This is a genomic window from Sphingopyxis sp. NFH-91, assembly GCF_021401285.1.
Classification (GTDB): Bacteria; Pseudomonadota; Alphaproteobacteria; order Sphingomonadales; family Sphingomonadaceae; genus Sphingopyxis; species Sphingopyxis terrae_A.
In genome coordinates this window covers 112,823-139,787 of sequence record NZ_JACBGA010000006.1, presented here as the reverse complement: position 1 = coordinate 139,787, position 26,965 = coordinate 112,823, and the positions used below count along the sequence as shown (strand labels likewise).

The window sequence follows — 26,965 nt, the reverse complement described above, 5'->3', positions numbered from 1 at the left end:
CGCAGCATGAACAGCACCCTCCTCCTCACCGCCTTCTCCGGAGCGCAGCAGGGCCCGACGCTATTGGGCGTCGACGTCGTCTGGGCCTCGACCATGCTCGTTGCGGTCGGCATCTTCGCGGTCATGGTGGCCATTTACGGCGCGTTGACCGTTCGCGACCCGATGGCGAAGCGCGTGAAGGCGCTCAACGATCGCCGCGAACAGCTGAAGGCCGGCATCACCGCCTCGACCGCCAAGCGCCGCGCGCGCCTCGTCCGCAAGAACCATACCGCTGACAAGATGCGCACCTTCCTCGGCAAGCTGCAGGTGCTGCAGGACAGCCAGATCAAGGAAGTGCAGCAAAAGCTGGCGCAGGCCGGCATCCGGTCGAAGGATCTGGCCGTCGCGGTCATCTTCGGCCGCCTCGTCCTGCCGATCGTCTTCGGCGGTATCGCGGCATTGCTCATCTATTGGGTCGACATGTGGCCCGACCTGACGCCGTTCAAGCGTTCGGGCGCGACGATGGCCATGCTCATCCTCGGTTACAAGGCGCCCGACCTGTTCATCCAGAACAAGCGGCAAAAGCGCACCGACGCGATCCGCAAAGGCCTTCCCGACGCGCTCGACCTGCTGGTCATCTGCGCCGAAGCCGGTCTGACCGTCGACTCGGCCTTTTCCCGCGTTTCGAAGGAACTCGGCCGTGCCTATCCCGAACTGGGCGAGGAATTCGCGCTGACCTCGATCGAACTCGGCTTCCTGACCGAACGGCGGCAAGCGTTCGAAAATCTGGCGTATCGCGTGAATCTCGAATCGGTGAAGGGCGTGGTCACCACCATGATCCAGACCGAAAAATACGGGACGCCGCTTGCCAGCGCGCTGCGTGTCCTGTCGGCGGAATTCCGCAACGAACGCATGATGCGCGCCGAAGAAAAGGCCGCGCGCCTGCCCGCGATCATGACGGTACCGCTGATCCTGTTCATCCTTCCGGTGCTGTTCATCGTTATCCTGGGCCCGGCGGCCTGCTCGCTCAGCGATGCGATGTCGGGCGGCAGCCTCGGCGGCGGCAAGCCCTGACGAACGCCGCATCGCAAACCCAACAAAAAAGGGGCGGGATCATTCCCGCCCCTTCTTTTTTGCCGCCGGCGCGTCAGGCGACCGTCTGTTCGATCGCGCCGAAGATGCTGTGGTGGCGCTCGTCGTCCATCCAGATCCGCACCGTATCGCCTGCCTGCATGAAGGGCGTTTTCGCCTCGCCGTCGCGGATTGTCTCGACCGTCCGCACCTCGGCAAGGCAGCTGTAGCCGAGCCCGCCCTCGCTGATCGGTTTGCCGGGTCCGCCATCGGCCTCGCGGTTCGACACCGTCCCCGATCCGATGATCGTCCCCGCGCGCAGGTCGCGCGTTTTTGCGGCATGGGCGATCAGCTGGCCGAAGTCGAAGGTCATGTCGACGCCGGCATCGGCGCGGCCGAGCGGCTGGCCGTTGAGGTCGACGCACAGCGTGCCGTGCAGCTTGCCGTCCTGCCACCGGTCGCCGAGCGCGTCGGGTGTAACGAACACCGGCGACATCGCACTCGACGGCTTCGACTGGAAAAAGCCGAAGCCTTTGGCCAGTTCGCCGGGGATCAGCCCGCGCAGCGACACGTCGTTGGTCAGGCCGACGAGCAGAATGTGGCTCCGCGCCGTTTCGGCATCGACGCCCATGGGCACGTCGCCCGTGACGACCACCACCTCGGCCTCCATGTCGCAGCCCCACGCCGGATCGCCGAGCGGGATCGGATCGCGCGGCGCCAGAAAGGCATCGCTGCCGCCCTGATACATCAGCGGATCGTGCCAGAAACTTTCGGGCATTTCGGCGCCGCGCGCCTGCCGCACCAGCGCGACATGGTTCACATAGGCGCTGCCATCGGCCCATTGATAGGCGCGCGGCAGCGGCGAAGCAGCGTCGCGCTCGTGAAAGCGCTCGCGCGGGATCGCCTCGTGATTGATGTCCTCGGCGAGCGCCTTCAGCCGCGGCGCCGTTTCCGCCCAGTCGTCAAGCGCCGCCTGCAGCGTCGGCGCGATATGGGCCGCATCGGCATACCAGGCGAGGTCGTCCGAAACGACGACGAGCCGGCCGTCGCGCCCGGCTTTCAGCGAAGCTAGTTTCACATCTGTCCCTTTGTCTGCGATGCCGGCGAACCATCATCGCAAAGGGGGGAGCGACGATCAGCGCGGCATCTGGATGGATGCGAAACAGGTAAAGCCGCTCTGCCCCGCCTGCAAGCGCCGGATATATTGCAGATAGGCCTGCGACTGGTTGTAGCTGGTGCCTGGCAGCGTCTGGCCGCGAAAGGCGCGCTTCACTTCCTCGCCGGTGAACGGCCGCGGTGCGCCCGGAAACGCCCCCTGGGTCCCCGGTGGGACAAGCTTGCCGGCGGCGTCGATATAGCGGCCGGCGGCCGATGCGTCGGGCACCGGAATCTGGCAGTTCATCACCGATACCGCAGTCTGTGCAAAGGCGGGGCGGATGGTCAGCGCCGCCGACACGCCGACCGCGCCGAGCGCGAGCATCTTGCGCCGCGAGGGAACGGTTTCGTCGCCGGTCGCCGGCGCTTCGTTCGGGATGTCGCTGTCTTCCATGGCCGCGCATTAAACCAGTGAAGCCTTTAGGAAAAGCAAAAGACCGGCCGCCTCCCGCGCCCTTCCCGCTTTGGGACAGGCTGCGCCGCGATGGTAACCCGATGCACCGGCCCGCGAAGCGCCTTGCGCGCCGCGCCGCTTCGTGCGAGGCGCAGCGTCGATGTTCGACCGCCTGTCCAGCCTGGTTGCGGCGCTGACGCTTGTCGCCGTCGCGGCGATTTTCGCGGCGCTTGTCGGCGGCGACCTCGCCTCGATCGCGATCCTGGCACTCGCAGGGGCGCTCGGCGCGGTCCTTGTTTATGGCGCGCAGCCGCCGCCCGCCGCAACGCCGCCTGCCGCTGCCTCTCCGGTCCCCGTCGAACCGCCGCTGCTGCTGCGCCATCCCGATTTCACCCGCTGGGCCGATCAGGAGCGCGAACCGGTGCTGGGGGTAATCGACAATGTCGTCGCCATCGCCAACGATGCAGCGGTCCGCCTGCTCGGACGCCACATCGTCGGCGCCGACATCCGTACCGCGATCCGCCATCCGGTGGCGGCCGAATGGCTGTCGGCTGGCGACGTCGACACGGGCGCGATGACCGTCGATCTCGCCGACTATCCGCGGCCCGGCCAGCGCTGGACAATGCGGATCGCGACGCTGTCGCACGGCGGCCGCATCATCTTTTTGTCCGACCGCTCGGCGATCGATGCCGCCGACCGCATGCGGTCCGATTTCGTCGCCAACGCCAGTCACGAACTGCGCACGCCGCTTGCCGCGATCCTCGGCTATGTCGAGACATTGCAGGACATGAACGACGAGGCCGATGCCCCGACGCGCAACCGTTTCCTCGCGATCATCGAGCGCGAGGCGCGGCGGATGCAGCAGCTCGTCATCGACCTGCTGTCGATCTCGCGGGTCGAAGCCGATCGCTTCCGCCGCCCGACCACCCCGGTCGATCTCGCCGCCATCGTCCGCCATACGCTCGCCCAGATGAAGGACAGTGCGGAGGCGCGGCCGCAGGACATTGTCGATCGCCTCGGCGACGCTGCACAGCCGGTGCTGGGCGACGCGGCGCAGCTCGGCCAGCTCGTCCACAATATCGTCTCCAACGCGATGAAATACGGCCGCCCCGGCACCCCGGTGACGGTCGAACTGACGCGCGAAGGCCGCCGCGTCCGTCTGTCGGTCCAGGACGAAGGCGAAGGGATCGCGCCCGATCACCTCCCGCGCCTCACCGAACGCTTCTACCGCGTAGACGAAGCGCGCAGTCGCTCGGTCGGCGGCACCGGGCTGGGGCTGGCGATCGTCAAGCACATCAGCGAACGGCATAACGGCCAGCTCGATATTAAAAGCGAAGTCGGTAAGGGCACACGCGTGTCCGTGTCCTTCCCGCTGTCCGAAGCGCACTGACAAAGGACCGCATCGATGACGAACCGACCAACACATCTCGACGAAACCGGCGCGGCGCATATGGTCGATGTCGGCGCGAAGGCCGCGACCGGTCGGCGTGCCGTCGCCGGCGGCCGCATCACGATGACGCCCGAAGCGCTCGCCGCGATCCGCGCTGGCGACGCGCCCAAGGGCGATGTGCTGTCGACCGCGCGCATCGCCGGCATCATGGCGGCCAAGCGAACCGCCGAGCTGATCCCGCTCTGCCACCCGCTGGCACTGACCAGCGTCGCCGTGGACTTCGACTGGGAGGCCGATGGCATTTCGGTCCGTGCGACCGCCGCGACGACCGGGCCGACGGGGGTCGAGATGGAGGCGCTAACCGCCGCGTCCGTCGCATTGCTGACGCTCTACGACATGGCGAAGACGCTCGACCGGGCCATGGTAATCGGCGATATCCGCCTGCTCGAAAAGAGCGGCGGCCGGTCGGGCGACTGGCGCGCCGCATGAGCGCGCTGCTCGCGGTCGAAGAGGCCCAGGCGCGGCTGCTGGCGCTGAAGCCGCCGCTCGGCGCCGACAATATCGGCGTGGCGCAATGCGCCGGGCGCTATCTTGCACAGGACGTCGTCGCTGGGCGCGACCAGCCCGCCGCGGCGCTGTCGGCGATGGACGGCTATGCGATCCGATTTGCCGATATGCCCGGCCCGTGGACGATCGCCGGCGAAGTCGCCGCCGGCACCGCGCCCGCCCACGCGCTCGGCCCCGGCGAAGCGATCCGCATCTTCACCGGCGCGATGCTGCCGGACACGGCCGATACCGTGGTGGTGCAAGAGGATGTCATCGCCGATGGCGCGCGCCTGACGCTCACCGGCGATGGCCCCGCGTCGCGTGGACGCCATGTCCGCCCGCGAGCGAGCGACTTTGCGGCAGGGGCACATTTGCTCACGGCGGGATGTCGCCTCTCTCCCGGCGCGCTCGCCGCCGCCATCATGGGCGGTGCGGGCGACCTGATCGTCGGGGGACGCCCGCGCGTCGCGATCCTGACGACAGGCGACGAACTGGTCGCGCCCGGGCGTGCGCTCGCGCCCGGCCAGATACCCGACAGCAACGGCACCATGCTCGCCGCGATGCTCGCCGCCGAACCCGCGGACGTCACGCTGCCACTGCGCGCGCGCGACGATCGCGGCGTTCTCGCCAATATATTGGGCGATATGGCGCGGCGGCACGATGTCATCGTTACCGTTGGCGGCGCGTCGGTGGGCGATCACGACCATGTCCGCGGCGCGCTCGACGATGCGGGCGGGCTGCTCGATTTCTGGAAGATCGCGATGCGCCCCGGCAAGCCGCTGATCGCCGGCCGGATCGGCGATGCGATCCTGCTCGGCCTGCCGGGTAATCCGTCGTCGGCGTTCGTGACCGCGACGCTCTTTGTGCTACCGCTCGTCCGCCACCTTGCCGGGGCGGCCGCGCCGCTGCCGGTGTTGGAAAAGGCGCCACTCGCGGTTCCACTCGGCCCCGGCGGGGCAAGGCGCGATTATTTGCGCGCGCGCCTCGACAAGGGGCTGCTCACCCCCTGCGACGGACAGGACAGCGGCCAGACGCAACCGCTGATCTCCGCCAACGCGCTGATCGTCCGCGATATCGGCGCGGCACCCCGCGCGGCGGGGGAGCTTGCAAGCTATATCGCGATCGCTTGACAAGTTCCGGTCTGTTCCACTATCGTTCCCCTTATGTCCGGCAACGCCATCATGGAGAACGACCGATGTTGACCGCGAAGCAGCATGAACTGCTCCACTTCATCCAGGAACGGCTCGACGCCAGCGGCATCTCGCCGTCGTTCGAGGAAATGAAGGAGGCGCTGGGCCTCAAGTCGAAATCGGGCATCCACCGGCTGATCAGTGCGCTGGAGGAGCGCGGCTTCCTGCGCCGCCTGCCCAATCGTGCGCGCGCGCTCGAAGTGTTGAAGCTGCCCGACGCGGCCAAACCCAAAACACGGAGCGAAAGCGACAATGTGGTGCCGCTGCGCAAGCCCGCACCGGCGCTGAAGCCCATCGCCGCGAACGACATTATCGAAGTGCCGCTGCACGGCAAGATTGCAGCGGGCGTCCCGATCGAGGCGTTCGAGGATTATAACCGGCTCGCCGTTCCCGCCGCGTTGCTCGGCGCGGGCGAACATTATGCGCTCGAAGTATCGGGCGACTCGATGGTCGAGGCGGGGATTTTCGACGGCGATTATGCGCTGATCCAGAAGGCTAGTACCGCGCGCGAGGGCGATATCGTCGTCGCGCTCGTCGACGGACAGGACGCAACGCTCAAATATTTCCACCGCGAAGGCCGGATGGTGCGCCTCGATCCCGCCAACAGCGCCTATGAACCGCAGCGTTACGAAGCCGATCGCGTTATGGTGCAAGGTCGGCTGTCGGGACTGCTTCGTCGTTACCACTAAGCTCGTGCGGGCGACGCCATGGATGCGTATCGCCCGCGCGCAGCGCCGAAACGAGCCGCGGCTTTGTGCCCAGATAGAGCACAAGGCCGCCGCTTTGTTCCAGCGTATCGCGGTCGATCGTCAGCCAGCGCGCGACGCATTCGCGCGGTAGCCAGCGTTCGCTGATGACCACATCGGCGGCGGCGCAGGCGGCCGCCATCTCCTCACCCGCGATCCGGTCGCGCCGTGCGCGGCGAGGATGACGCGCGGCGCATCGCCTCTGCCCTGTGTCCAGCGGCAGAAATCGCGATTGCAATCGACATGGTCGAGATCGCCGAGCGCAACGAGCGGCGTGTCGATCCCCGCCGCTTCGGCCATCGCGTCGCGTACGAAATCGCCGGCACGATCGCGCAGCATGGCATAGCCGCCGCCCGGCACGGCGGCCGCGATATGCCGCCCGTCGCCGGTCACGAGCAGGTCGGGGCGCGGCTGTGCGAGCAGCACCGCCATCCCCGCCATGGCGCAAAGAAGCCCGATCCATTGCGCCGCGGTCGGCAAAGCGACCCACAGCGCGATCCCCGCGCCGAAGGCCACGGGAAGCCAGAGCGGCAGCCGCTCGCACTCGGTCTCCAGGCGCCTCTCGAGCGCCGCCGGCAAGGCGCCGAACCATGAAAGCGTTTGCGCGGCAATGGGCGTTTGAAGCGTGCTTGTCGCCATGCTAGGGGCAGCCCCGAAATCCGCCGCGGTCCCTGTTCGCGGCCGGCAGCCTGAGTGAAAGAGGCCAGAGTGGCAACCGAAAACAAAACCGAATTGGCAAAAGCGACCCCCGAAGCGACGGGCGCCGCCGTCGTCACCCGCTTCGCCCCCTCTCCCACGGGATATCTGCACATCGGCGGCGCGCGGACCGCGCTGTTCAACTGGCTTTTCGCACGCCATCACGGGGGCAAGTTCCTGCTGCGGATCGAGGATACCGACCGCGCACGCTCGACCGACGCCGCGATCGACGCGATTCTCGACGGGATGCAGTGGCTCGACCTCGATTGGGACGGCGAGACCGTCTATCAGTTCGCGCGCGCGGCACGCCATGCCGAGGTTGCACACGAGCTGCTCACCAAAGGCGCGGCCTATCGCTGCTATCTGACGCAGGATGAACTCGCCGCGATGCGCGCCGAAGCGCAGGAAAAGCGCATCCCCTTCCGCGTCCGCAGCCCGTGGCGCGACCGGGACGACGGCGATCCCGCCGCGCCGCACGTCCTCCGCCTGCGCGCGCCGCAGGACGGTGCGGTGACGATCCACGACCGCGTGCAGGGCGAGGTGACGGTCCAGAATGCCGAGCTCGACGATTTCATCCTGCTCCGCAGCGACGGCACCCCGACCTATATGCTCAGCGTCGTCGTCGACGATAACGACATGGGGATCACCCATGTCATCCGCGGCGACGATCACCTGAACAACGCCTTCCGCCAACTCGCGCTGATCCGTGCAATGGCGTGGCGCGAGCCGGTTTATGCGCACGTCCCGCTGATCCACGGCGCCGATGGCGCAAAGCTGTCGAAACGCCACGGCGCGCTCGGCGTCGATGCTTATCGCGACGAGCTTGGCTATCTGCCCGAGGCGGTGAACAATTATCTGCTCCGCCTCGGCTGGGGGCATGGCGATGCCGAAATCATCAGCCGCGAGCAGGCGGTCGAATGGTTCGATCTTGCCAATGTCGGCCGCTCGCCGTCGCGCTTCGATTTCAAGAAGCTCGAGAATCTGAACGGTCATTATATCCGCGAGGCCGACGATGCCCGGCTTGCGGGCCTGGTGGCGCCGCGCATCGAGACGCTGGTCGGCCGCGCGCTCGACAGCGACGACCGCGCATTGCTGGCGCGCGCGATGGACGTGCTCAAGCCGCGCGCCAAGACGCTGGACGAGATTGCCGAGGGCGCCGTCTTCCTGTTTGCTGTGCGTCCGCTGGCGGTCGAAGAGAAAGCTGCCGCGCTGATCGCCGAAGCCCCGGAAGGCTTGCTGGCGAATGTCACCGACCGCCTGCGCGCGCTCGGCGACTGGTCGCACGATGCCATCGAGGCGGCGGTGCGCGAGACGAGCGAGTCGGCCGGAGTTGGCCTTGGCAAGCTGGCTCAACCGCTGCGCGCCGCGCTGACCGGCCGCACCGTTTCGCCGGGCATTTTCGACGTCTTGCTGCTATTGGGGCGCGACGAGAGCCTGGCGCGACTTGACGCAGCGCACAATTATCCGGCAGGGGCGTAGCCACTCACTCTCCCGCCCGCAGATCAGGGGAAAAAATATGACCGACCAGACCGCGAAAATCACCCTGGGCGACAAGATTGTCGAGAGTCCGGTGCTGAAGGGCACCGTCGGTCCCGACGTCGTCGACATCCGCAAATTCTACGGCCAGACCGGCGCCTTCACCTATGATCCGGGCTTCACCTCGACCGCGAGCTGCGAGTCGAAGCTGACCTATATCGACGGCGACGAAGGCGTCCTGCTCCACCGCGGTTATGCGATCGGCGATCTTGCCGAACATTCGACCTTCATGGAGGTCGCCTATCTGCTCCTGAACGGCGAATTGCCGAGCGGCGACGAGCTGGCGAAGTTCGATACCACGATCACGCGCCACACGATGCTGCACGAACAGCTTGCGACCTTCTATCGCGGCTTCCGCCGCGACGCGCACCCGATGGCGATCATGTGCGGCGTCGTTGGCGCGCTGTCGGCCTTTTATCATGATTCGACCGAAATCCACGATCCGCACCAGCGCATGATCGCGAGCCACCGCCTGATCGCCAAGATGCCGACGATCGCGGCGATGGCCTATAAATATTCGGTGGGTCAACCCTTCATCTATCCGCAAAACGACCTCAGCTACACGCATAATTTCCTGCGCATGACCTTCGGCGTTCCGGCCGAGGAATATGAGGTTGATCCGGCGGTCGTCCGCGCGCTCGACCGCATCTTCATCCTGCATGCCGACCATGAGCAGAATGCGTCGACTTCGACCGTTCGCCTTGCGGGTTCGTCGGGCGCCAATCCCTTCGCGTGCATCGCGGCGGGCATCGCCTGCCTGTGGGGACCGGCGCATGGCGGGGCCAACGAAGCCGCGCTCAACATGCTGCGCGAAATCGGCCGCCCCGAACGCATCCCCGAATATATCGCGCGCGCGAAGGACAAGGATGACCCGTTCCGCCTGATGGGCTTCGGCCACCGCGTGTACAAGAATTACGACCCGCGTGCGACGGTGATGCAGAAAACCGTGCGCGAGGTGTTCACCGCGCTCAAGGTCAACGATCCGGTCTTCGACGTCGCGCTGCAGCTTGAGGAAATGGCTCTCAACGACGATTATTTCGTCGAAAAGAAGCTCTTCCCCAATGTCGACTTCTATTCGGGCGTCATCCTGTCGGCGATCGGCTTCCCGACCACGATGTTCACCGCGTTGTTCGCGCTCGCCCGTACCGTCGGCTGGGTCGCGCAGTGGAACGAGATGATCTCGGACCCCGCGCAGAAGATCGGCCGCCCACGCCAGCTCTACACCGGCCCGACGCAGCGCGCCTACGTCCCGGTCGACAAGCGCTGAGGACGGACCGGGAGCCTGTCCCGGTTCAGAACCGATTGCAGAAAGGGGCCGCATGTGCGGTCCCTTTTTTGTGCGCCCGCCAGAGCGGAGCCGTCAATCGATGCGCTCCAGAAGCTCGGCAAGCTTGCCGAACATCGCGTCGATCTCCGCCTTTTCGACGATCAGCGGCGGCGACAGCGCGATGATGTCGCCCGTCGCGCGGACCAGAAGCCCATTGTCGAAGGCGGCGTGGAACAACTCCATCGCCCGCGCCGTCGGGGCGCCGGGTCGCGGTTCGAGCTCAATGCCGGCGACAAGCCCGATCGAGCGGATGTCGATGATGTGGCGCCGCCCCTTCAGGCTGTGCGCCGCATCCTCCCAATAGCCGGCGAGTTCGTTCGCCCGTTCGAACAGCCCCTCGCGCGCATAAAGATCGAGCGTCGCGAGCCCCGCCGCGCTCGCAAGCGGATGGCCCGAATAAGTATAGCCGTGGAACAGCTCGATCCCGCCCGGCACGCTTTCGATCACCGCGTCGTGCAGCTCGCTCTTCACCGCGACCGCGCCCATCGGCACCGCCGCGTTGGTGAGCCCTTTCGCCATGGTGATGATATCGGGGGTCACCCCCCACGCCTCGGCAGCGGTCGCCGCGCCGACCCGGCCGAATGCTGTAATTACCTCGTCGAAGATCAGGATGATGCCATGCCGGTCGCAGATCTCGCGCAGCCGCTGGAGATAACCGGCCGGGGGAATCAGCACGCCGGTGGATCCCGCCATCGGCTCGACGATCACCGCCGCGATCGTTTCGGCGCCATGCAGGTCGACGAGCCGCTGAAGGTCGTCGGCGAGTTCGGCGCCGTGTGCCGGGAAACCGCGCGTAAAGGCGTTGCGCGCCAGATCGTGCGTGTGCCGCAGATGATCGGTTCCGGGCAGCCCCGGCCAGGTGCGGCGATTGCTGACGATCCCGCCGACGCTGATTCCGCCGAAACCGACGCCATGATAGCCGCGCTCGCGCCCGATCAGCCGCGTGCGCGTCCCCTGCCCCTTCGCGCGCTGCACCGCGAGCGCGATCTTGAGCGCGGTATCGACCGATTCGGACCCGCTGTTGGTAAAGAATATCCGGTCGAGCCCTTCGGGCATCAGCGCCGCGAGACGCTGCGCCAGCTCGAAGGGCAGCGGATGGCCAAGCTGGAAGGTCGGCGCGAAATCGAGCGTTGTCGCCGCCTTGGCGATGGCTTCGGCAATTTCGGGCCGGCAGTGGCCGGCATTGCTGCACCAGAGGCCCGAGGTGCCGTCGAGGATCCGGCGCCCGTCGCCCGACTGATAATACATCCCGCTCGCTGCGACGAGCTGGCGCGGATGGGCCTTGTAGGAACGGTTCGCGGTGAAGGGCATCCAGAAGCTTGCCAGCTGGTCGTTGTCACCCTGCATCGTCATGTTCCTCTTCCCAAGAATCGTCATCGCGAGGAGCCGAAGGCGACGCGGCAATCCGTTCGCAATGACGATGCGTAATCTGGGCGCAATCTGGCGAGCTACCGTGCGACTGGCAATGCCCGAAATGACCGATAACGGCCCCTCTGGCGCTCCGGCGGACTTCGCTATACGCTGCACCTTCCACAAACGGGCCGGCTCCTCGGCCCAATCGGGGGCGCATGTCAGTCAATCTGGAACAATGGATCAGCGACCATAATATCGACGAAGTCGAATGTATCGTTCCCGACATCAACGGGGTCCAGCGCGGCAAGGTTCTGCCCGCCAAGAAATTCCTCGCTTCGGTCAAGGACAAGTCGCTGCGTATCCCCGGCAGCGTCTTCATCTGCACGATCGACGGCCATTATCCCGAGGATATCGACGATATCTGGGACAAGGATCCCGACAAGATCCTGCTTGCCGACCCCGATACCATCTGCGTCGCGCCGGGCTTCACCTCGCCGACGGCCTTCGTCATTGCCGATGCCTATAATGGCGACGGGACCGAGGTCGATATCGCGCCGCGGACGATCCTGAAAAAGGTGCTGGGCCTTTACCAGGACAAGGGATGGAAGCCGATCATCGCGCCCGAGGTCGAATTCTATCTCGTCTCGCAGAACACCGACCCCGACTTTCCGTTGACGCCGCCGACCGGCCAGTCGGGCCGGGCGGAAACCGCGAGCCAGCCCTATGGCCTTGAAGCCATGAACGAATATGAGGATATCATCGATCATATCTATGACGATTGCGAGCTCATGGGGCTCGATATCGACACGATGATCCACGAAATGGGCGCCGCACAGCTCGAGGTGAATTTCATGCACGGCGATCCGCTGCGGCTCGCCGACGAGGTGTTTCTCTTCAAACGCGTCGTCCGCAACGTCGCGAAACAACACAGCGTCTATGCCACCTTCATGGCGAACCCGATGGCCGGTCAGCCGGGAAGCGCGATGCACATTCACCAATCGGTCGTCGATGCCGAGACGGGGCGCAACCTGTTCGCGACCGCCAACGGCCGCGACAGCGCGGCCTTTCGATCCTATGTCGCGGGGCTGATCCGCTTCATGCCGCAAATCTCGCCCATGTGGGCGCCCAATGTGAACAGCTTTCGCCGGATGCGTCCCGACAGCGCGGCGCCGATCAACGTCCAGTGGGGCGTCGACAACCGGTCATGCGGCTTTCGCATCCCAGTGTCCGACAAGAATAACCGCCGCGTCGAAAACCGCCTGCCCGGCGCCGACAGCAATCCCTATCTGGCGATCGCGGCCTCGCTCGTCTGTGGCTATATCGGCATGATCGACCGCATGGTTCCGCCCAAGCCGATCACCGGCAGCGCCTATAACCGCGCCCGCACCCTGCCGCGCACGCTGGAAGCCGCGCTCGACCGGTTCAGCTCGTGCAAGAAGGTCCGCAACCTGCTCGGCGACGATTTTTTCGAAATCTTCTACGCCGTGAAGGATTATGAGCTGTTCAACTATCAGTCGGTGGTGTCGAGCTGGGAGCGCGAACATCTGCTGATGCGCGTTTGACGCGCGCGACGCCATGACCGACCCGCTGAGCCACAGCTATTATGCCGCGACGGCGAATCCGTGGCGGCCGCTTCGTTCAACGGCGGACGATTTGGAGTGCGACGTCGCTGTGATCGGCGGCGGCTTCACAGGCCTTTCGGCCGCTTTGGCCTGCGCGGAGCGCGGCTTTTCGGTGATCCTAATCGAGCGCGAGCATGTCGGCTTCGGGGCCTCGGGGCGCAACGGCGGGCAGCTGATACCGGGATTGCGCTGGACTACATCCGAGTTGGAGGAAGAGTTCGGCCGCGAGCGCGCCGATGCACTGTTCGACCTGTGCTGGCGCAACAATCGCGTCAAAGCGCGGATCGAAAACCATGGCATCGATTGCGACCTAAAAGCGGGCCATCTGGAGGCAGCGTGGACGCCGAAAGACTTCGACGCCATGCAACGCGAAGCCGCCTTTCTCGACACACGCTTCAGTTATACAACCGAAGTCGTCACAAAATCCGCGATGGGCGCGCATATCTCGAGCCCCTTATATCATGGTGGAATCCATGATCCGCAGGGCGGCCATTTCCACCCGCTTAATTATGCCATCGGCCTAGCGAAGGCGGCGGAGGCCATGGGGGTGCGCATCCTGGAGAATGAACGCGTCGAACAAATTGTAAACTTCAGCGACGGATCGAGCGGGCTGTTCACAACACGGGACATCATCGAAGCTCGTTACGTCATCGACGCCACCGATAGCTGGATCGGCGAGGTCGAGCCCGACCTCGGGCGCTACACGGTACCGATCATGAACTATAATATCGCGACGGCGCCGCTCGCGAACGCCGATGCACTGCTGCCCAGCGACGCCGCGGTCGCCGACAGCCGTTTCGTGCTCAACTATTTCCGCCTGTCGGCCGACAAGCGCCTGATCTTCGGCGGCGGCGAGCGTTATTCGCAGACGCCGCCGCGCGACATCGCCGCGTTCGTGCGTCCGTTCATGGTCGCGGTGTTTCCGCAGATCGCCGATACCAAGATCGACTATGGCTGGGGCGGTGCGGTCGCGGTGACGATGAACCGGCTGCCGCATATCGGGCGGCGCGGGAACGTCTTTTTCGCCCACGGATTTTCGGGGCATGGCGCGCTGATCACGACGACCGTCGGCGAGTTGATCGCCGAGGCGCTGGCGGGGACCGCCGAACGCTTCGACGTGCTCGCGAGCCTGCCGTCGCGCCCCTTCCCCGGCGGCAAATGGCTGCGCCGCCCGCTCGCGACGCTGGGCCTTCTCTATTACGCACTGAAAGACAGGCTGGGATGATCGCCGACGCCGCCATCGCCGGCGTCGCCGCGCGCGAGGCCGATCGTTTCCGCGCCGACAACCCGCACGCTTTCGCGCATCAGGCCGCGGCGACCGGCTGGTTCCAGTCGGTGCCCTTCCACTGGATGAAGGATTGGCCCAGCCCGGCCCCGATCGTCGCCGCCTCGGCCAAGGACGCGACGCTGACCAGCATCGACGGGCGGACCTATGACGATTTCTGCCTTGGCGACACGGCCAGCCTGTTCGGCCATTCGCCGCCCGCGCTCGCGGCCGCGCTCGCACGGCAGGCGGCCGAGGGGCTGAGCTATATGCTGCCCACCGCCCGCGGTGCCGCGCTGGCCGCGAAGCTTTCGGCCATGTTCGGCTTTCCGCAATGGCAGGTGACGACCACGGCGAGCGAAGCCAATCGCGCCGTCATCCGCTGGTGCCGCGGGATCAGCGGGCGCCCGAAAATCCTCACCTTCAACGGCGCCTATCATGGCGCCGTCGACGATGTGTTCGTCGATCTGAAAGACGGCGCGCCGGTGATGCGCGCCAGCCTGATCGGCCAGGTCCACGATCTTCGCGGCACGACGACGGTGATCGAGTTCAACGATGCGGGCGCGCTTGCCGCCGCGCTGCGCGGCGGCGATATCGCCTGCGTCCTCGCCGAACCCGTCATGACCAACGTCGGCATGGTGCAGGACGCGCCGGGCTTCCTCGAAACGCTGCGCAGCCTGTGCGACGAGACGGGCACACTGCTGGTTTTCGACGAAACGCACAGCATCTCGTCGGGCTATGGCGGCCATGCCCGCACGCATGGCCCGATGGCCGATCTGATGGTCGTCGGAAAGTCGATCGGCGGCGGCGTGCCGTGCGCCGTTTATGGTTTCAGCGTCGCGGTCGCGGATCGCATGGCGGCGCTCAACCGGGCGCGCCCGCCGGGGCATAGCGGCATCGGCACGACGCTCTCCGCCAACGCGCTTGCGATCACCGCGATGGACGTCATGCTCGGCGAGGTCATCACCCCCACCGCCTATGACGCCATGCTGCGCGGTGCCGCGCGGCTGGTCACGGGGCTGGAGCGCGAAATCGCCGCTGCGTCGCTCGACTGGCACGTCACGCAGGTCGGCGCCCGCGTCGAGTTTCTGACCTGTCCCGTCCCGCCCCGCAGCGGCGGCGAGGCGAGGGCGGCGATGCACCCCGCGCTGGAGGCCGCGATCCACATTTTCCTCGCCAACCGGGGAATTTTGCTGGCGCCATTTCACAATATGATGTTGGTGAGCCCGGTGACCGGCGACGACCAGATCGACCGGCTGGTCGGCGGCTTCGCCGACTGCATCAAGGCGCTGAAGGAGTAGTGGGGCAATGGCGAAGTCGTCGGGCGTGATCGCGCCGCGGGCGGAGGCCGAGGAATTCTTCCGGGCCAATCCCGACATCGATTCGATCGAGATGATCTATACCGACATGGGCGGCGTCCCGCGCGGCAAGCGGCTGCGCCAACATGAAGTGCTCGCTGTCTATGAAAGCGGACGCATGTTCCCCGGCTCGATCACCGTCGTCGACATCACTGGGCAGGACACCGTCGAAACAGGCCTTGTCTGGGAAGATGGCGACGCCGACCGATCGATGAAGCCGATCCCCGGCACCCTTGTCCGCACCCCGTGGGGCGGCGATCAGGCCGCGCAGTTCCTTGTCGATTTCTATGAACTCGACGGCACGCCGCACGACCTCGATCCCCGCCATGTGCTCGGCCGCGTGATCGACCGCTACACCGCCGACGGCCTGACCCCGGTGCTTGCAGTCGAGCTGGAATTCTACCTGCTCGACCCGCGCCGCGCGCGCGACGGGTCTGTGCGCCCCGCCCGCCCCGGCTACAGCCGCGACACGCCGCGCAATGTCGAAGTCTATGGCCTGCGTGAACTCGACGACTTTCGTCCCTTCTTCGACGCCCTCTATGCGGCGACCGACGTGCAGGGCCTGCCGCTCGAAAGCGCGATCAGCGAATTTGCGCCGGGCCAGTTCGAGCTGACGCTGCGCCACAAGCCGGACGCGCTGCGCGCCTGCGACGACGCCATCATGTACAAGCGCCTGGTCAAGGCGATCGCGCAGCAACATGGGCTCGAAGCGACCTTCATGGCCAAGCCTTTCGCCGAACAGGCAGGGAGCGGGATGCACATCCACGTCTCGGTCAACGATGCCGCGGGCGGCAATATCTTTGCGAGCGACGATCCGGAGGGCACCGATGCGCTGCGCCACGCGATCGGCGGCATGATCGGCAGCGTCGGCGACGGCTTTGCGCTCTTTGCCCCGCACGCCAACAGCTATCGCCGGTTCAAGGCGAACAGCTACGCCCCCGTAGCGCCGACGTGGGGGGTCAACAATCGCACCGTGTCCTTCCGCATCCCGGCCGGGCCGCCGCCAAGCCGGCATGTCGAGCATCGCGCCTGCGGCGCCGATGCCAATCCCTATCTCGCGGTAGCCGCCGTGCTCGCCGGCATGCATCACGGAATGACAAGCCGGACCGACCCGGGTCCGGCGGTCGTCGGCAACGGCTATGATCGCGACGCCTCGGGCGACGACAAGCCGCCGTCGAACTGGTTCGCGGCCGTCGACCGCTTCCACGCCTCGGCGCTGATGCGCGATTATCTCGGCGACCGCTTCGTCGACATGTTCAGCATCGTGAAGCGGGTCGAACAGGATCGCTATTTCGGGACGGTGCCGACGATCGACTACGACTGGTATCTGCGCAACGCATAGCGACTTGCCTGGGCCACGACGCACGAAAATGTCACGGATTCGTGTTGCGGTGCAAAAAAGCCTCTTTTCAAGCCGACATTAATGAGTCAGCTTGCGGTCACAATCAGGGAGGCCAGCCATGGATTTGAACGAACTGCTCGCGCAGGGCCGCAATCGCCGCTCGCTGCTTCAGGCGATGGGCGTCGCCGCAATCGGGATCAGCTTCGGCGGCCTCGTCGCGTGCAGCAAGGGCAGCGACAAGAAACTTGCCAACGGCGAAGAGGCCAAGCTCAACTTCTACAATTGGGACACCTATATCGGCGAAACGACGCTCGACGATTTCAAGGCGTCGACGGGCGTCGATGTCACGATGGACCTGTTCGACAGCAACGACACGCTGTTCGCGAAGTTCAAGGCGGGCAATCCCGGCTATGACGTCATCGTGCCGTCGAACGACTTTGTCGAACGCATGGCGCGCGCCGACATGCTGATGCCGCTCGATCATGCGCAGATCCCGAACATGAAGAATATCGACCCCAGCTTCCTGAACGTCGATTATGATCCGGGCCGCAAATTCTCGATGCCTTACACCTGGCTGGTTCTGGGCATCGGCTATCGCAAGTCGAAGGTGAAGACCGCGCCCGACAGCTGGAAGGTCCTGTTCGACAGCGACGAATATAAGGGCCGCATGGCCTGGCTGTCGGAGGCCGGCGACATGTTCCGCCTCTATGGCAAATATCTCGGCAAATCGGTCAATTCGCTGACGCCGGAGGATATTCAGACCATTTCGGCGATGATGATCAAGCAAAAGCCCTATGTGAAGAAATTCCACGAGGATGACGGGCAGGATCTGCTGCTCAAGGGCGACGTCGATGTCGTGCTCGAATATAATGGCGACATCGCACAGGCGATGACCGAGGATCCTGATCTCGATTTCGTTGTGCCGAAAGAAGGCAGCCAGCTCAATTCGGATACGCTGTGCATTCCGAAAGGTGCGCCGCACCCGAAGAACGCCCACGCTTTCATCAACTATATGCTCGATGCCGAGGTCGACAAGAAGATCACCGAAACGATCCTCTACCCGACCCCCAATGCCGCCGCCAAGGCGCTGATGCCCGACAGCTACAAGGACAATCCGGTCATCTTCCCGCCCGCGGACGTGCTCGCCAAGTGCGAATATGCGAAGTTCAACGAAAAGCTTCAGCCACTCTACGAGGAAGCCTTTACGAAGGTGCGGGCGTCGTAACGGTCTGAAAGGGGCATCGGGGGGATGGCCGAGCAGGACTGGAAAGCGAACAAGCGGGTCTTCGCGGCGGTGTCGGTTCCGACCCTGCTGTGGACCCTCCTGTTCTTCGTCATCCCGATGGCGATCGTCTGGTTCTACAGCTTCGGCGAGAACCGCGGCCTGACCGAGATCGAATTTTCGGGAACGCTCGAAAATTACAAGCGCGCGACCGAATTTCTCTATCTGTCGATCTTCGGCAAAAGCTTCGCGGTTGCGGCGCTCGTTACGCTGATCTGCCTGATCGTCGGCTTTCCCGTGGCGATGGCGATCACCTTCGCAAGCGAGAAATGGCGGCCATGGCTGCTGCTCGGCATCATGCTGCCCTTCTGGACCAATTTGCTGATCCGCACCTACGCACTGATGATGCTACTCGGCACCCAGGGCTTTGCCAACAAGGGGCTCGGCGCGCTGTGGGACGGTGCGAGCTGGCTCAAGACGCTCGTCGGGATGCAGCCGCTTCCGACATGGGAGCCGGTGCAACTGCTCTTCAACAATTTCGCGGTCGTCTTCGGGCTGGTCTATGTCCATCTGCCCTTCATGGTGCTGCCGCTCTACGCCGCGCTTGACCGGCTCGACCGCAGCCTGATCGAGGCAAGCCTCGACCTTGGCGCCGGGCATTTCCGCACGATCATGCGCATCGTCGTGCCGCTCGCCGCGCCGGGTATCGTCGCCGGCGTGATGATCACGCTGATCCCCGCGCTCGGCGCCTATCTCACGCCGGACCTGATGGGCGGGACCGACAGCCAGATGATCGCAAACGTTATCGAACGGCAGTTCAAGAAGGCGAACGACTGGCCGTTCGGCGCTGCGCTCTCTTTCATCCTCATCTATGCGATGTTCATCCTGATCGCGCTGCAATCGATGCGGCGCAAGGTGCCGGAGGCGCGCTGATGGCGATCTTTTCCCGCACCCCGCGCGCGCCGCTCGAATATAGCCGCACCTTATGGATGCGGCTGTGGGTCGGCGCGGTCATGGTCTTTCTCTACGCGCCGCTGGTCGTGCTGATGATCTTCAGCTTCAACGACAGCAAGCGCAACGTCGTCTGGCGCGGCTTCACCTTCAAATATTATGACAAGGCCCTCGGCAACGACGTGCTGGTCGAAGCGCTCGTCAACTCGCTCACCATCGCGGCGCTCGCGACGCTTATCAGCCTGATCCTCGGCGCCGTCGCGGCGGTGATGCTCTGGCGTTTCCGCTTCCCGTTGAAGGGCGCGGTGGACGGAACGATTTCGCTGCCGATCATCGTTCCCGAAATATGCATGGGCGTCGCCTTCCTGATCTTTTTCGCCAAATGGCTCGAATGGCCGACCGACCTGATCTGGCCCTTCAATCTCGGCGCGATCATCATTGCCCACATCACCTTCTGCTTTCCGTTCGTGACGATGGTGGTGCGATCGCGCCTCGCCACCTTCAACCGCGAGCAGGAGGAAGCAGCAAAGGATCTCGGCGCCGGCGAATGGGCGGTGTTCCGCGATGTGCTGATCCCGCACATGCGCCCGGCGCTGATCGCGGGCGCGCTGCTGTCCTTCACGCTCAGCCTCGACGATTTCGTCATCACCTATTTCACCAGCGGCCCCGACACGATCACCTTCCCGGTAAAGGTCTATTCGATGGTCCGCTTCTCGGTGACGCCCGAAGTCAACGCGGCATCGACGCTGCTCATCCTCCTCACCATCCTGCTCACCGCCATCGCGCTGAAACTTCAGGGCGTCAAAGCCATTGCGGAAACCCACTGACCATGACCGACGCGCCCAAGCCGATCATCCAGATCCAGAATATCTCCAAACGCTTCGGCAAGGTGACTGCGGTCGATAACGTCAGCCTCGACATCATGGCGGGCGAATTCTTCGTGCTGCTCGGCCCGTCGGGCTGCGGCAAGACGACGCTGTTGCGCATGATCGCCGGCTTCGAATTGCCGACCGAAGGCCATATCCTGATCGACGGGCAGAACATGGCCGGTATCCCGCCGAACAAGCGGCCGGTGAACATGGTGTTCCAGAGCTATGCCGTCTTTCCGCACATGAGCGTCGCCGACAATGTCGCCTACGGCCTCAAGATCGCTGGCGTGCGCGGCGGCGAGGTCAAGGACCGCGTTGCCGAAGCGCTCGAGCTGGTAAAGCTCGGCGGCTTCGAAGACAGGATGCCCGACCAGATGTCGGGCGGCCAGCGGCAGCGCGTCGCGCTGGCGCGCAGCCTCATCATGCGGCCGAAGGTGCTGCTTCTCGACGAACCGCTGTCCGCGCTCGACGCCAAATTGCGCGCGCAGATGCAGTTCGAGCTCGCCGACCTTCAGGATCAGGTCGGCATCACCTTCGTCACCGTGACGCACGACCAGGACGAAGCGCTGTCGATGGCGAGCCGCATCGCGGTGATCAACAAGGGCGACGTGGCGCAGCTCGCCGGGCCTTCGGACCTGTACGAATATCCCGCCAATCGCTTCGTCGCCGATTTCGTCGGTTCGGTGAACATCTTCGAAGGCAAGCTGACGCTCGACGAACCCGATCGCGCCGCGGTCGACTGCCCCGGATTGGGGCGCGTCTATCTGAATCATGGCGTGACCGGCCCGCATGGCGCCGACGTCTGGGTCGCGCTGCGGCCCGAGAAGATCTATCTGCACGTTCCGGGCGAAGGCAAAGCGGTGCGCGCCGCGGCGCAGGACGCCCCCGAGGGGCATAATTTCGCGCGCGGCACGATCAAGGGCATGAGCTATCTCGGCGATATCACCCTTTACGACATCGAACTCGAATCGGGCGCGCGGCTACGCGTGTCGCGCCCCAATCTGTCGCGCCACGACCAGGAGGATTTCACCTGGGACGACAAGGTCAGCATGCACTGGCGCGCCGACAGTCCGGTGGTTTTGCTGGGCTGACGGCAACCCTTGCACCATTGTCACCCCGGACTTGATCCGGGGTCCATGACTTCCGGCGCCGCGGTGGATCCCGGATCAAGTCCGGGATGACGAAATCAATGGGCCCTCTTGCCCGGCACGAAGTGCAGCACTCCGACGATCACGCTGCCGAGCAGCAATCCGAAGATACCGTCGCCGGTCGCCTTGATGAGCCACGTCCAAAGCCCTTCGAGCGGAAGTCCGCCCGCGACCGAATGAGCCAGCGATTCGAGCGCTTCGGCGATGCCGCCGATATGATATTCGTGCAGGCCGTGCAGCACGATCTGCCCGCCGACCCACAACATGGCGGCCGTGCCGATCGTCGCGAGCGCCGCCAGCAGACTGGGCATGAGGTTAACCAGCGCGCGCCCGATCGCCTGCCGCGCCGCCGATCCGCGCTTGGCCATATGCAGGCCGATGTCGTCCATTTTCACGATCAACCCGACCACGCCATAGACCGCGATGGTAATCAGCACCGCAACCAGCGCAAGCGTGGCGCCGCGCATCACGAGATGTTCGTCCAGCACTTCGTTGAGCGCGATCACCATGATTTCGGCCGACAGGATGAGATCGGTGCGCACCGCCCCCTTCACCATCGTCTCTTCATGATCCTTGTCGGCCACGATCTCGGCGTCCTCGGCAAGGCTCGTCTTGTCCTTCTGCAGTGCGTGGATGACCTTCTCCGCACCCTCAAAGCAGAGATAGGCGCCGCCCATCATCAACAGCGGCGTGATCGCCCAGGGCAGGAACGTCGACAGCAGCAGCAGCGCCGGCAAGATCAGCACCAGCTTGTTGAACAGCGATCCCTTGGTGATCCGCCAGATGATCGGCAATTCGCGATCGGGCGTGAAGCCGGTGACGTAACGCGGCGTCACCGCGGTATCGTCGACCACCACCCCCGCGGCCTTGGCGCCGGCCTTCGACGCCGCGGCGCCGACGTCGTCTATGCTCGCCGCAGCAACCTTGGCGATCGTGGCAACGTCATCGAGCAGCGCAAAAAGGCCGGATGGCATGGGGGTCGATCCTTTTACTGGATATATATGCCCTCAACCCGCTCGTCCTGAGCGTGTCGAAGGACCGTTCTTCTCTTCACGTCTAGAGAAGAAAACAGTGCTTCGACAAGCTCAGCACGAACGGGAATGGCAAGAAATCGCTAGAGCGCCCGCAGCTTCGGCATCACCTCGTCGAGCGATTTGCGGATGATCGTCACCATCTCGTCGATCTGTTCGGTGGTGATGACCAGCGGCGGGCACATGACCAGGCTGTCGCGGATACCGCGCACCATCAGCCCGTTCGCGATGCACGCGTCGCGCGCCATCGGGCCGGCGGTCCCTTCGGCACCGCCGAACCGCGCGCGCGTCTCCTTGTCAGCGACGATCTCGACCGCACCAAGGAGGCCGATCGAGCGCGTTTCACCGACGAGCGGATGATCGTCCAGCGGCGCAAGCGCTTTCGCCAGATGCGGACCCGTCACGCTGCCGGTGCGTTCGACCAGCCCTTCGCGTTCGATGATCTCGATATTCTTGAGCGCGACCGCCGCAGCGACCGGATGGCCCGAATAGGTAAAGCCGTGGACGAAATCGCCGCCGGTCTTGAGCACGTCGACGACATGGCTCGCCACCGCGGTCGCCGAGATCGGAAGGTAGCCCGACGAAAGCCCCTTCGCCATCGGCATCAGGTCGGGCGTGAAACCCATCGTTTCATGCCCCCACATCTTCCCGGTGCGCCCGAAGCCGCAGATGACTTCGTCGGCCACGAGCAGCAGTCCATATTTGCGCACCACCGCCTCGACCTTCGGCCAATAGCCCTTGGGCGGGATGATGACCCCGCCGGCGCCCTGAACCGGCTCGCCGATGAAGGCGGCGCAATTTTCGGGACCGACTTCCAAGATCTTGTCCTCGATCGCAGCCACGCAGGCATCGCAGAATTCCTCCTCGGTCATCCCCTGCCCTTCGCCGTAGAAATAGGGCTGGCGGACATGTTCGACACCGGGGATCGGCAGGTCGCCCTGCGCGTGCATGGCCTTCATCCCGCCGAGCGATACGCCCGCGACGGTCGAACCGTGATAGGCATTCCAGCGGCTGATGAAGACGGTCCGTTTGGGCTCGCCCTTCAGCTTCCAATAATGGCGCACCATGCGGAACACCGTGTCGTTCGCCTCGCTGCCCGAGGCGTTGAAAAAGATGTGCGGCAGGCGCCCGCCGGTGAGCTCGGCGATCTTCGCCGCGAGCGTCACCGTCGGCGGCGCCGCGGTCTTGAAAAAGGTATTATAGAAAGGCAGTTCGCGCATCTGCGCTGCCGCAGCCTCGACCAGTTCCTCGCGGCCATAGCCGACATTGACGCACCAGAGGCCCGCCATGCCATCGAGGATACGGTGGCCGTCGCCATCGACGATCGTGCAGCCTTCGGCATGGGTGATGATGCGGCTGCCGCCGAGTTTTTCGATTTCGGCCCAGTCGGCCTGCGCGGGAAGATGGTACGCGACGTCGAGACGGCGCAGTTCGGCGATGTCGTGATTACGGGGCATGTTTCTGATCCTGAAACTCCCCTCCCGCAGGCGGGAGGGGTTGGGGGTGTGCACGCGCAAGCGCGCTCCGAAGGACGAGAGGATGGACGTTCGCCTGTGGCTCACCCCACCCCCGCCCCTCCCGCCAGCGGGAGGGGAGTTCTCCAATCAGGGCGAAAAGCTGATCCGCGCGAGATAGCGATCATATCGGGTGACGCGGCGGTTCATAGTTCGCCTCTTAGCGCGCGGCCGAGAAGGTGGAAATAGGTCTGGCTCTGATCATTGCCGTCGGTCGCCCATTCGGGGTGCCATTGCACCGCGAGCAGCGGCGCGCCGTTCGGCCGCGCGCTATAGGCCTCGACCAGCCCGTCAGGCGCGCGCGCCTCGACCGCCAGGCTGTCGGCGAGCGCACCGATGCCTTGATAATGAACCGAATTGACCTCGAGCGAGGGCGCGGCATAGGCCGACGCAAGCAGGCCGCCTTCGACGAGATCGACCTTGTGCCGATGATCGAACATCGCGTCGAAAGCGGCATCGTCGGGCGCGTGATGGTGCAGCAGTTCGTCGCTCGCCGACGTATCGCGGCGCAGCGTTCCGCCCAGCGCCACGTTGATCTCCTGAAAACCGCGGCAGATGCCGAAGAGCGGGCGCTGTGTGGTGATCGTCGCTTCGACAAGCTCGATCATCATCCGGTCGCGATCGGGATCGAACGGCCCCTCGCCTTCCGCCGGATCGCCATAGAGCGCCGGCGCGACATTCGACGGCGTTCCGGTGAGCAGCACGCCGTCGAGCCGCCCGACGATCTCGCGCGCTTGCATATGATCGGGAAGCGACGGGATGATGAGCGCCGCGCAATCTGCGTAGCGCATCGCGGCGGTCGCATAGCGGTTGATCACCGTTTGCGCGACCTCTGTCCCGACGGTGCGGTTGCAGGCGATAATACCGAGGACGGGGCGCGCGGACATGCCCCCTTGCTGCCGCGTTTTGCGTCCTCGCGCCAGCGGATTTTTTCAGCGATGCTGGCGCGCGAATGCTGCGGCGGCACCGAAAAGGCCGGGCTGCGGGTGGGTGATCAATTTGACCGGGATCGCCGCCATGAAATTCTCGAACCGCCCCTTGGCGACGAAGCGTTCGGGGAAACCCGACCGGACGAGCTGGTCGCGGATACGCAAGCCAAGCCCCCCCGCGATCACGACGCCGCTGGCGCCCTGCGCAAGCGCAAGGTCGCCTGCAACGCTGCCGAGCGAGAGGCAGAAGCGATCCGCGGCCGCAGCCGCCAGCGCATCCTCGCCGCCTATCGCCCGGCCCCATATCGTCCTGTCGTCGAGCGGCGCAATCGGTCGCCCTTCGATCGCCGCCAGCGTTTCATAAATATCGACGATGCCAGGACCGGATACGATACGCTCTACCGACACGCGGCGATGGCGTTTGCGCAGCCGCGCGAGGATGGCGTCCTCGATGCTGTCGAGCGGCGCGAAATCGACATGTCCGCCTTCGGTCGCCTGGACGCGATAGTCGGTCCCGTCGCGCCATACATGCGCAACGCCAAGCCCGGTCCCGGGGCCGATAACGCTGACCGTTCCCATTGCGGGAAGCGGCTCGTCAGGACCTGTCAGCCGCTCGAAATACCCCGCATCGGCCTGCGCGACCGCATGGCCGACCGCCTCGAAATCATTGACCAGCGTATAGCGGTCGACATTCAGCTTCTCGCCGATCAGCGCCGGGCGAATGATCCAGGGATTGTTGGTGAAGCGAATGATCTCGCCGCGCGTCGGCCCCGCGATCGCAATGGCGACGGCGCGCGGGAGCGCACCGCCCTGCTGCCGCTCGAAATCCTGCCAGGCGGTCTGAAAGCTGGCGTGGTCTTTTGTATGCAGCGTCGTCTCGGGCCCGAGCGAGACAACGCGGCCGGCCGCCACCTCGGCGATCGCGAAACGTGCGTGCGTGCCGCCGATATCGACCGTGACGATGGCTTCGCTCATGACTCTCCCTTGCCGGTCCATCATGGCCGGATCGCGTCCGGAATGTCGCAGGCCCGGCAGCGATGCAACAGGGCATAGCTATGCACGGTCGCGCCCGCGAAGCCTGAATTTCGATGCCGAAGGGAAATGGCGCACCCGGAACGATTCGAACGTCCGACCCTCAGATTCGTAGTCTGATGCTCTATCCAGCTGAGCTACGGGTGCGTGGAGCGGTGCCTTTAGGAGCAGTCGGCGGGGCGTGCAACCCCCTATTTCGACTTTGTGACGGTTCGGCAGGTCGATTGACGGCGAATTGCGTCGAGCGAACCGATTTCCGCAGGATCCTTCAGCAGCAGGCGAATCAGCGCAATCCCGCGATCGTGGCCGACGCGCACCACCTCGGCGCCCGGCGGCACCGCCTGCCCGTCGCGCGCGACGATGATTCGATAGGGTTTTCCGCCCGCTTCGACGTCATTGCGCACGTAGGCGACGTCGGTCGCGGCATCGAAGATGCTGAGCGAAGAATAGCGCCCAGGGACCGGCACGACCATAATCTCGAGCGGCCCCGCCGCAAGGTCGAACGGACAGCTGGAATAGGCAAGATCGGGGCTCGGCCGCACGACAGGCTGGCGCGCGGGCGTCGCGAGCGGTCCCTGCGACATCTGGTTGATGCCGCCGCGGCCAAGCCGGTCCATCGCGATCTTCATCATGCCATAGGGGATGGCGGCGATGGCCGCATAGCCGACCGCGAGCGCGGCGATCAGGCCAAAAGCGAGCGGTCCGATCCAGCGGCGCATGTCAGCACCCCTCCTTGACGATCGCGGGCAGCGCGGCCGCCGATGGCGCGGCGCGGAAGTCCGCGCCCGGGTTGTACATGCGCAGCGTCAGGTCGAACGGCTGCCCCTTGATCCCGGGAAGCCAAGCGCCATCGGCGGACCGGTCGGGCGCTATGGTGACGTGCCATTCGCCCTTGTCGTCGAGCGGGACACTGGCGCCATTGACCGACCAGATATTCGCGGGATTGGCGACCAGATAGCCTTTGGCATCATAAACGGTCACGCTCCACCAGCGCGCATCGAGCGGCTTTCCCGACAGACGGTAGCGGCAATTGCCGTCAAGCCGCGCGCCCGAGGCGTCGGTGCGCGCCATCCAGTAGAGCGTCTCCTTTGCCGGCAGCGCGAGCAGCCCCGACCGCGCGACCATCGCGCGCGTCAGCGGATCGGTCGCCTTCGTCCCATAGCCGAGCGAGGTCGTCCACGGGCCGTTGCGGATCGCGCCATCGCCGAGCCCGCCACGGGTCAGACCCCAGGCGCCGCCAAGCCCCACCGCTATCCCGCCCACCAGGGTGATCGCATAGCGGTGCCAGCTCTTCATGGCG

25 protein-coding genes and 1 tRNA gene are annotated in these 26,965 nt (G+C 65.2%); 15 read left to right on the top strand and 11 right to left on the bottom strand.

Annotation, left to right across the window (positions count from 1 at the left end; all coding sequences use genetic code 11):
- Nucleotides 1-6 precede the first annotated feature (6 nt).
- The gene (locus L0963_RS14095; protein WP_217373288.1) at nt 7-1,053 is read left to right on the top strand and encodes a type II secretion system F family protein; all 1,047 of its coding nucleotides are present in this window, start codon (nt 7-9) and stop codon (nt 1,051-1,053) included.
- Between the two features lie 73 nt (nt 1,054-1,126).
- Here L0963_RS14095 and L0963_RS14090 read toward each other — a convergent pair whose 3' ends face one another.
- Both L0963_RS14090 and L0963_RS14085 read right to left on the bottom strand, forming a co-directional pair.
- Nucleotides 1,127-2,128, bottom strand: coding sequence for a fumarylacetoacetate hydrolase family protein (locus tag L0963_RS14090; protein WP_234180179.1), 1,002 nt, complete (start codon nt 2,126-2,128; stop codon nt 1,127-1,129).
- Nucleotides 2,129-2,185: 57 nt separating this feature from the next.
- Nucleotides 2,186-2,599 (bottom strand): hypothetical protein, encoded by a 414-nt coding sequence (locus tag L0963_RS14085; RefSeq protein WP_234180178.1) that lies wholly within the window; start codon nt 2,597-2,599, stop codon nt 2,186-2,188.
- 160 nt (nt 2,600-2,759) lie between these two features.
- Here L0963_RS14085 and L0963_RS14080 point away from each other — a divergent pair, with 160 nt between their 5' ends.
- The 4 genes from L0963_RS14080 to lexA all read left to right on the top strand — a co-directional run bounded on the left by L0963_RS14080 (nt 2,760) and on the right by lexA (nt 6,414).
- Nucleotides 2,760-3,989, top strand: a complete 1,230-nt coding sequence (locus L0963_RS14080; protein WP_234180176.1) for a sensor histidine kinase — start codon at nt 2,760-2,762, stop codon at nt 3,987-3,989.
- Nucleotides 3,990-4,004: 15 nt separating this feature from the next.
- Nucleotides 4,005-4,478: a cyclic pyranopterin monophosphate synthase MoaC gene (gene moaC / locus L0963_RS14075; RefSeq protein ID WP_234180174.1), complete on the top strand. Its 474-nt coding sequence runs from the start codon at nt 4,005-4,007 to the stop codon at nt 4,476-4,478.
- Nucleotides 4,475-5,665, top strand: a complete 1,191-nt coding sequence (locus tag L0963_RS14070; protein ID WP_234180171.1) for a molybdopterin molybdotransferase MoeA — start codon at nt 4,475-4,477, stop codon at nt 5,663-5,665. The genes moaC and L0963_RS14070 overlap by 4 nt, the downstream gene beginning before the upstream one ends.
- A 65-nt stretch (nt 5,666-5,730) precedes the next feature.
- On the top strand, nt 5,731-6,414 hold the full coding sequence (lexA, locus tag L0963_RS14065) for a transcriptional repressor LexA (protein ID WP_217373286.1): 684 nt from the start codon (nt 5,731-5,733) through the stop codon (nt 6,412-6,414).
- Nucleotides 6,415-6,534: 120 nt separating this feature from the next.
- On the opposite strand, the gene L0963_RS14060 is transcribed toward lexA, so the two are convergent.
- Complete coding sequence (locus L0963_RS14060; protein WP_234180170.1) at nt 6,535-7,110, bottom strand: hypothetical protein; 576 nt, start codon at nt 7,108-7,110, stop codon at nt 6,535-6,537.
- A 69-nt stretch (nt 7,111-7,179) separates the two neighbouring features.
- On the opposite strand from L0963_RS14060, the gene gltX reads away from it, so the two are divergent.
- Nucleotides 7,180-8,646: a glutamate--tRNA ligase gene (gltX, locus tag L0963_RS14055; protein WP_234180168.1), complete on the top strand. Its 1,467-nt coding sequence runs from the start codon at nt 7,180-7,182 to the stop codon at nt 8,644-8,646.
- Between the two features lie 37 nt (nt 8,647-8,683).
- The gene (locus tag L0963_RS14050; RefSeq protein WP_062902222.1) at nt 8,684-9,970 is read left to right on the top strand and encodes a citrate synthase; all 1,287 of its coding nucleotides are present in this window, start codon (nt 8,684-8,686) and stop codon (nt 9,968-9,970) included.
- Between the two features lie 93 nt (nt 9,971-10,063).
- On the opposite strand, the gene L0963_RS14045 is transcribed toward L0963_RS14050, so the two are convergent.
- A complete protein-coding gene (locus L0963_RS14045; RefSeq protein WP_234180167.1) occupies nt 10,064-11,383 on the bottom strand; it encodes an aspartate aminotransferase family protein in 1,320 nt (439 codons plus the stop codon).
- Between the two features lie 215 nt (nt 11,384-11,598).
- Here L0963_RS14045 and L0963_RS14040 point away from each other — a divergent pair, with 215 nt between their 5' ends.
- The 8 genes from L0963_RS14040 to L0963_RS14005 all read left to right on the top strand — a co-directional run bounded on the left by L0963_RS14040 (nt 11,599) and on the right by L0963_RS14005 (nt 21,102).
- Nucleotides 11,599-12,945, top strand: coding sequence for a glutamine synthetase family protein (locus L0963_RS14040; RefSeq protein ID WP_062902220.1), 1,347 nt, complete (start codon nt 11,599-11,601; stop codon nt 12,943-12,945).
- A gap of 13 nt (nt 12,946-12,958) precedes the next feature.
- Complete coding sequence (locus tag L0963_RS14035; protein WP_234180165.1) at nt 12,959-14,230, top strand: NAD(P)/FAD-dependent oxidoreductase; 1,272 nt, start codon at nt 12,959-12,961, stop codon at nt 14,228-14,230.
- Nucleotides 14,227-15,570, top strand: a complete 1,344-nt coding sequence (locus tag L0963_RS14030) for a transaminase (RefSeq protein ID WP_234180163.1) — start codon at nt 14,227-14,229, stop codon at nt 15,568-15,570. The genes L0963_RS14035 and L0963_RS14030 overlap by 4 nt, the downstream gene beginning before the upstream one ends.
- 7 nt (nt 15,571-15,577) lie before the next feature.
- The gene (locus tag L0963_RS14025; RefSeq protein ID WP_234180161.1) at nt 15,578-16,969 is read left to right on the top strand and encodes a glutamine synthetase family protein; all 1,392 of its coding nucleotides are present in this window, start codon (nt 15,578-15,580) and stop codon (nt 16,967-16,969) included.
- A gap of 118 nt (nt 16,970-17,087) precedes the next feature.
- The gene (locus L0963_RS14020) at nt 17,088-18,194 is read left to right on the top strand and encodes an ABC transporter substrate-binding protein (RefSeq protein WP_234180159.1); all 1,107 of its coding nucleotides are present in this window, start codon (nt 17,088-17,090) and stop codon (nt 18,192-18,194) included.
- Between the two features lie 24 nt (nt 18,195-18,218).
- Nucleotides 18,219-19,124 (top strand): ABC transporter permease, encoded by a 906-nt coding sequence (locus tag L0963_RS14015; RefSeq protein WP_062766636.1) that lies wholly within the window; start codon nt 18,219-18,221, stop codon nt 19,122-19,124.
- Nucleotides 19,124-19,969 carry an ABC transporter permease gene (locus L0963_RS14010; RefSeq protein ID WP_234180157.1) on the top strand — a complete coding sequence of 282 codons (846 nt, stop codon included), beginning with the start codon at nt 19,124-19,126 and terminating at the stop codon, nt 19,967-19,969. The genes L0963_RS14015 and L0963_RS14010 overlap by 1 nt, the downstream gene beginning before the upstream one ends.
- A gap of 2 nt (nt 19,970-19,971) precedes the next feature.
- Nucleotides 19,972-21,102: an ABC transporter ATP-binding protein gene (locus tag L0963_RS14005; RefSeq protein WP_234180155.1), complete on the top strand. Its 1,131-nt coding sequence runs from the start codon at nt 19,972-19,974 to the stop codon at nt 21,100-21,102.
- A 95-nt stretch (nt 21,103-21,197) separates the two neighbouring features.
- Here the strand turns inward: L0963_RS14005 and L0963_RS14000 are convergent, their stop codons facing one another.
- The 7 genes from L0963_RS14000 to L0963_RS13970 all read right to left on the bottom strand — a co-directional run bounded on the left by L0963_RS14000 (nt 21,198) and on the right by L0963_RS13970 (nt 26,961).
- Nucleotides 21,198-22,133 (bottom strand): DUF808 domain-containing protein, encoded by a 936-nt coding sequence (locus L0963_RS14000; RefSeq protein ID WP_234180153.1) that lies wholly within the window; start codon nt 22,131-22,133, stop codon nt 21,198-21,200.
- 140 nt (nt 22,134-22,273) lie between these two features.
- Nucleotides 22,274-23,647 (bottom strand): aspartate aminotransferase family protein, encoded by a 1,374-nt coding sequence (locus L0963_RS13995; protein WP_234180152.1) that lies wholly within the window; start codon nt 23,645-23,647, stop codon nt 22,274-22,276.
- A 203-nt stretch (nt 23,648-23,850) separates the two neighbouring features.
- A complete protein-coding gene (locus L0963_RS13990) occupies nt 23,851-24,591 on the bottom strand; it encodes a gamma-glutamyl-gamma-aminobutyrate hydrolase family protein (RefSeq protein ID WP_234180149.1) in 741 nt (246 codons plus the stop codon).
- Nucleotides 24,592-24,636: 45 nt separating this feature from the next.
- Nucleotides 24,637-25,608, bottom strand: a complete 972-nt coding sequence (locus L0963_RS13985; protein WP_234180147.1) for a glucokinase — start codon at nt 25,606-25,608, stop codon at nt 24,637-24,639.
- A gap of 127 nt (nt 25,609-25,735) precedes the next feature.
- A tRNA-Arg gene (locus L0963_RS13980) sits at nt 25,736-25,812 on the bottom strand.
- A gap of 44 nt (nt 25,813-25,856) precedes the next feature.
- The gene (locus L0963_RS13975; protein ID WP_234180145.1) at nt 25,857-26,384 is read right to left on the bottom strand and encodes a DUF1254 domain-containing protein; all 528 of its coding nucleotides are present in this window, start codon (nt 26,382-26,384) and stop codon (nt 25,857-25,859) included.
- Between the two features lies 1 nt (nt 26,385).
- Nucleotides 26,386-26,961, bottom strand: a complete 576-nt coding sequence (locus L0963_RS13970; RefSeq protein WP_234180143.1) for a DUF1214 domain-containing protein — start codon at nt 26,959-26,961, stop codon at nt 26,386-26,388.
- Between the last annotated feature and the right edge of the window lie 4 nt (nt 26,962-26,965).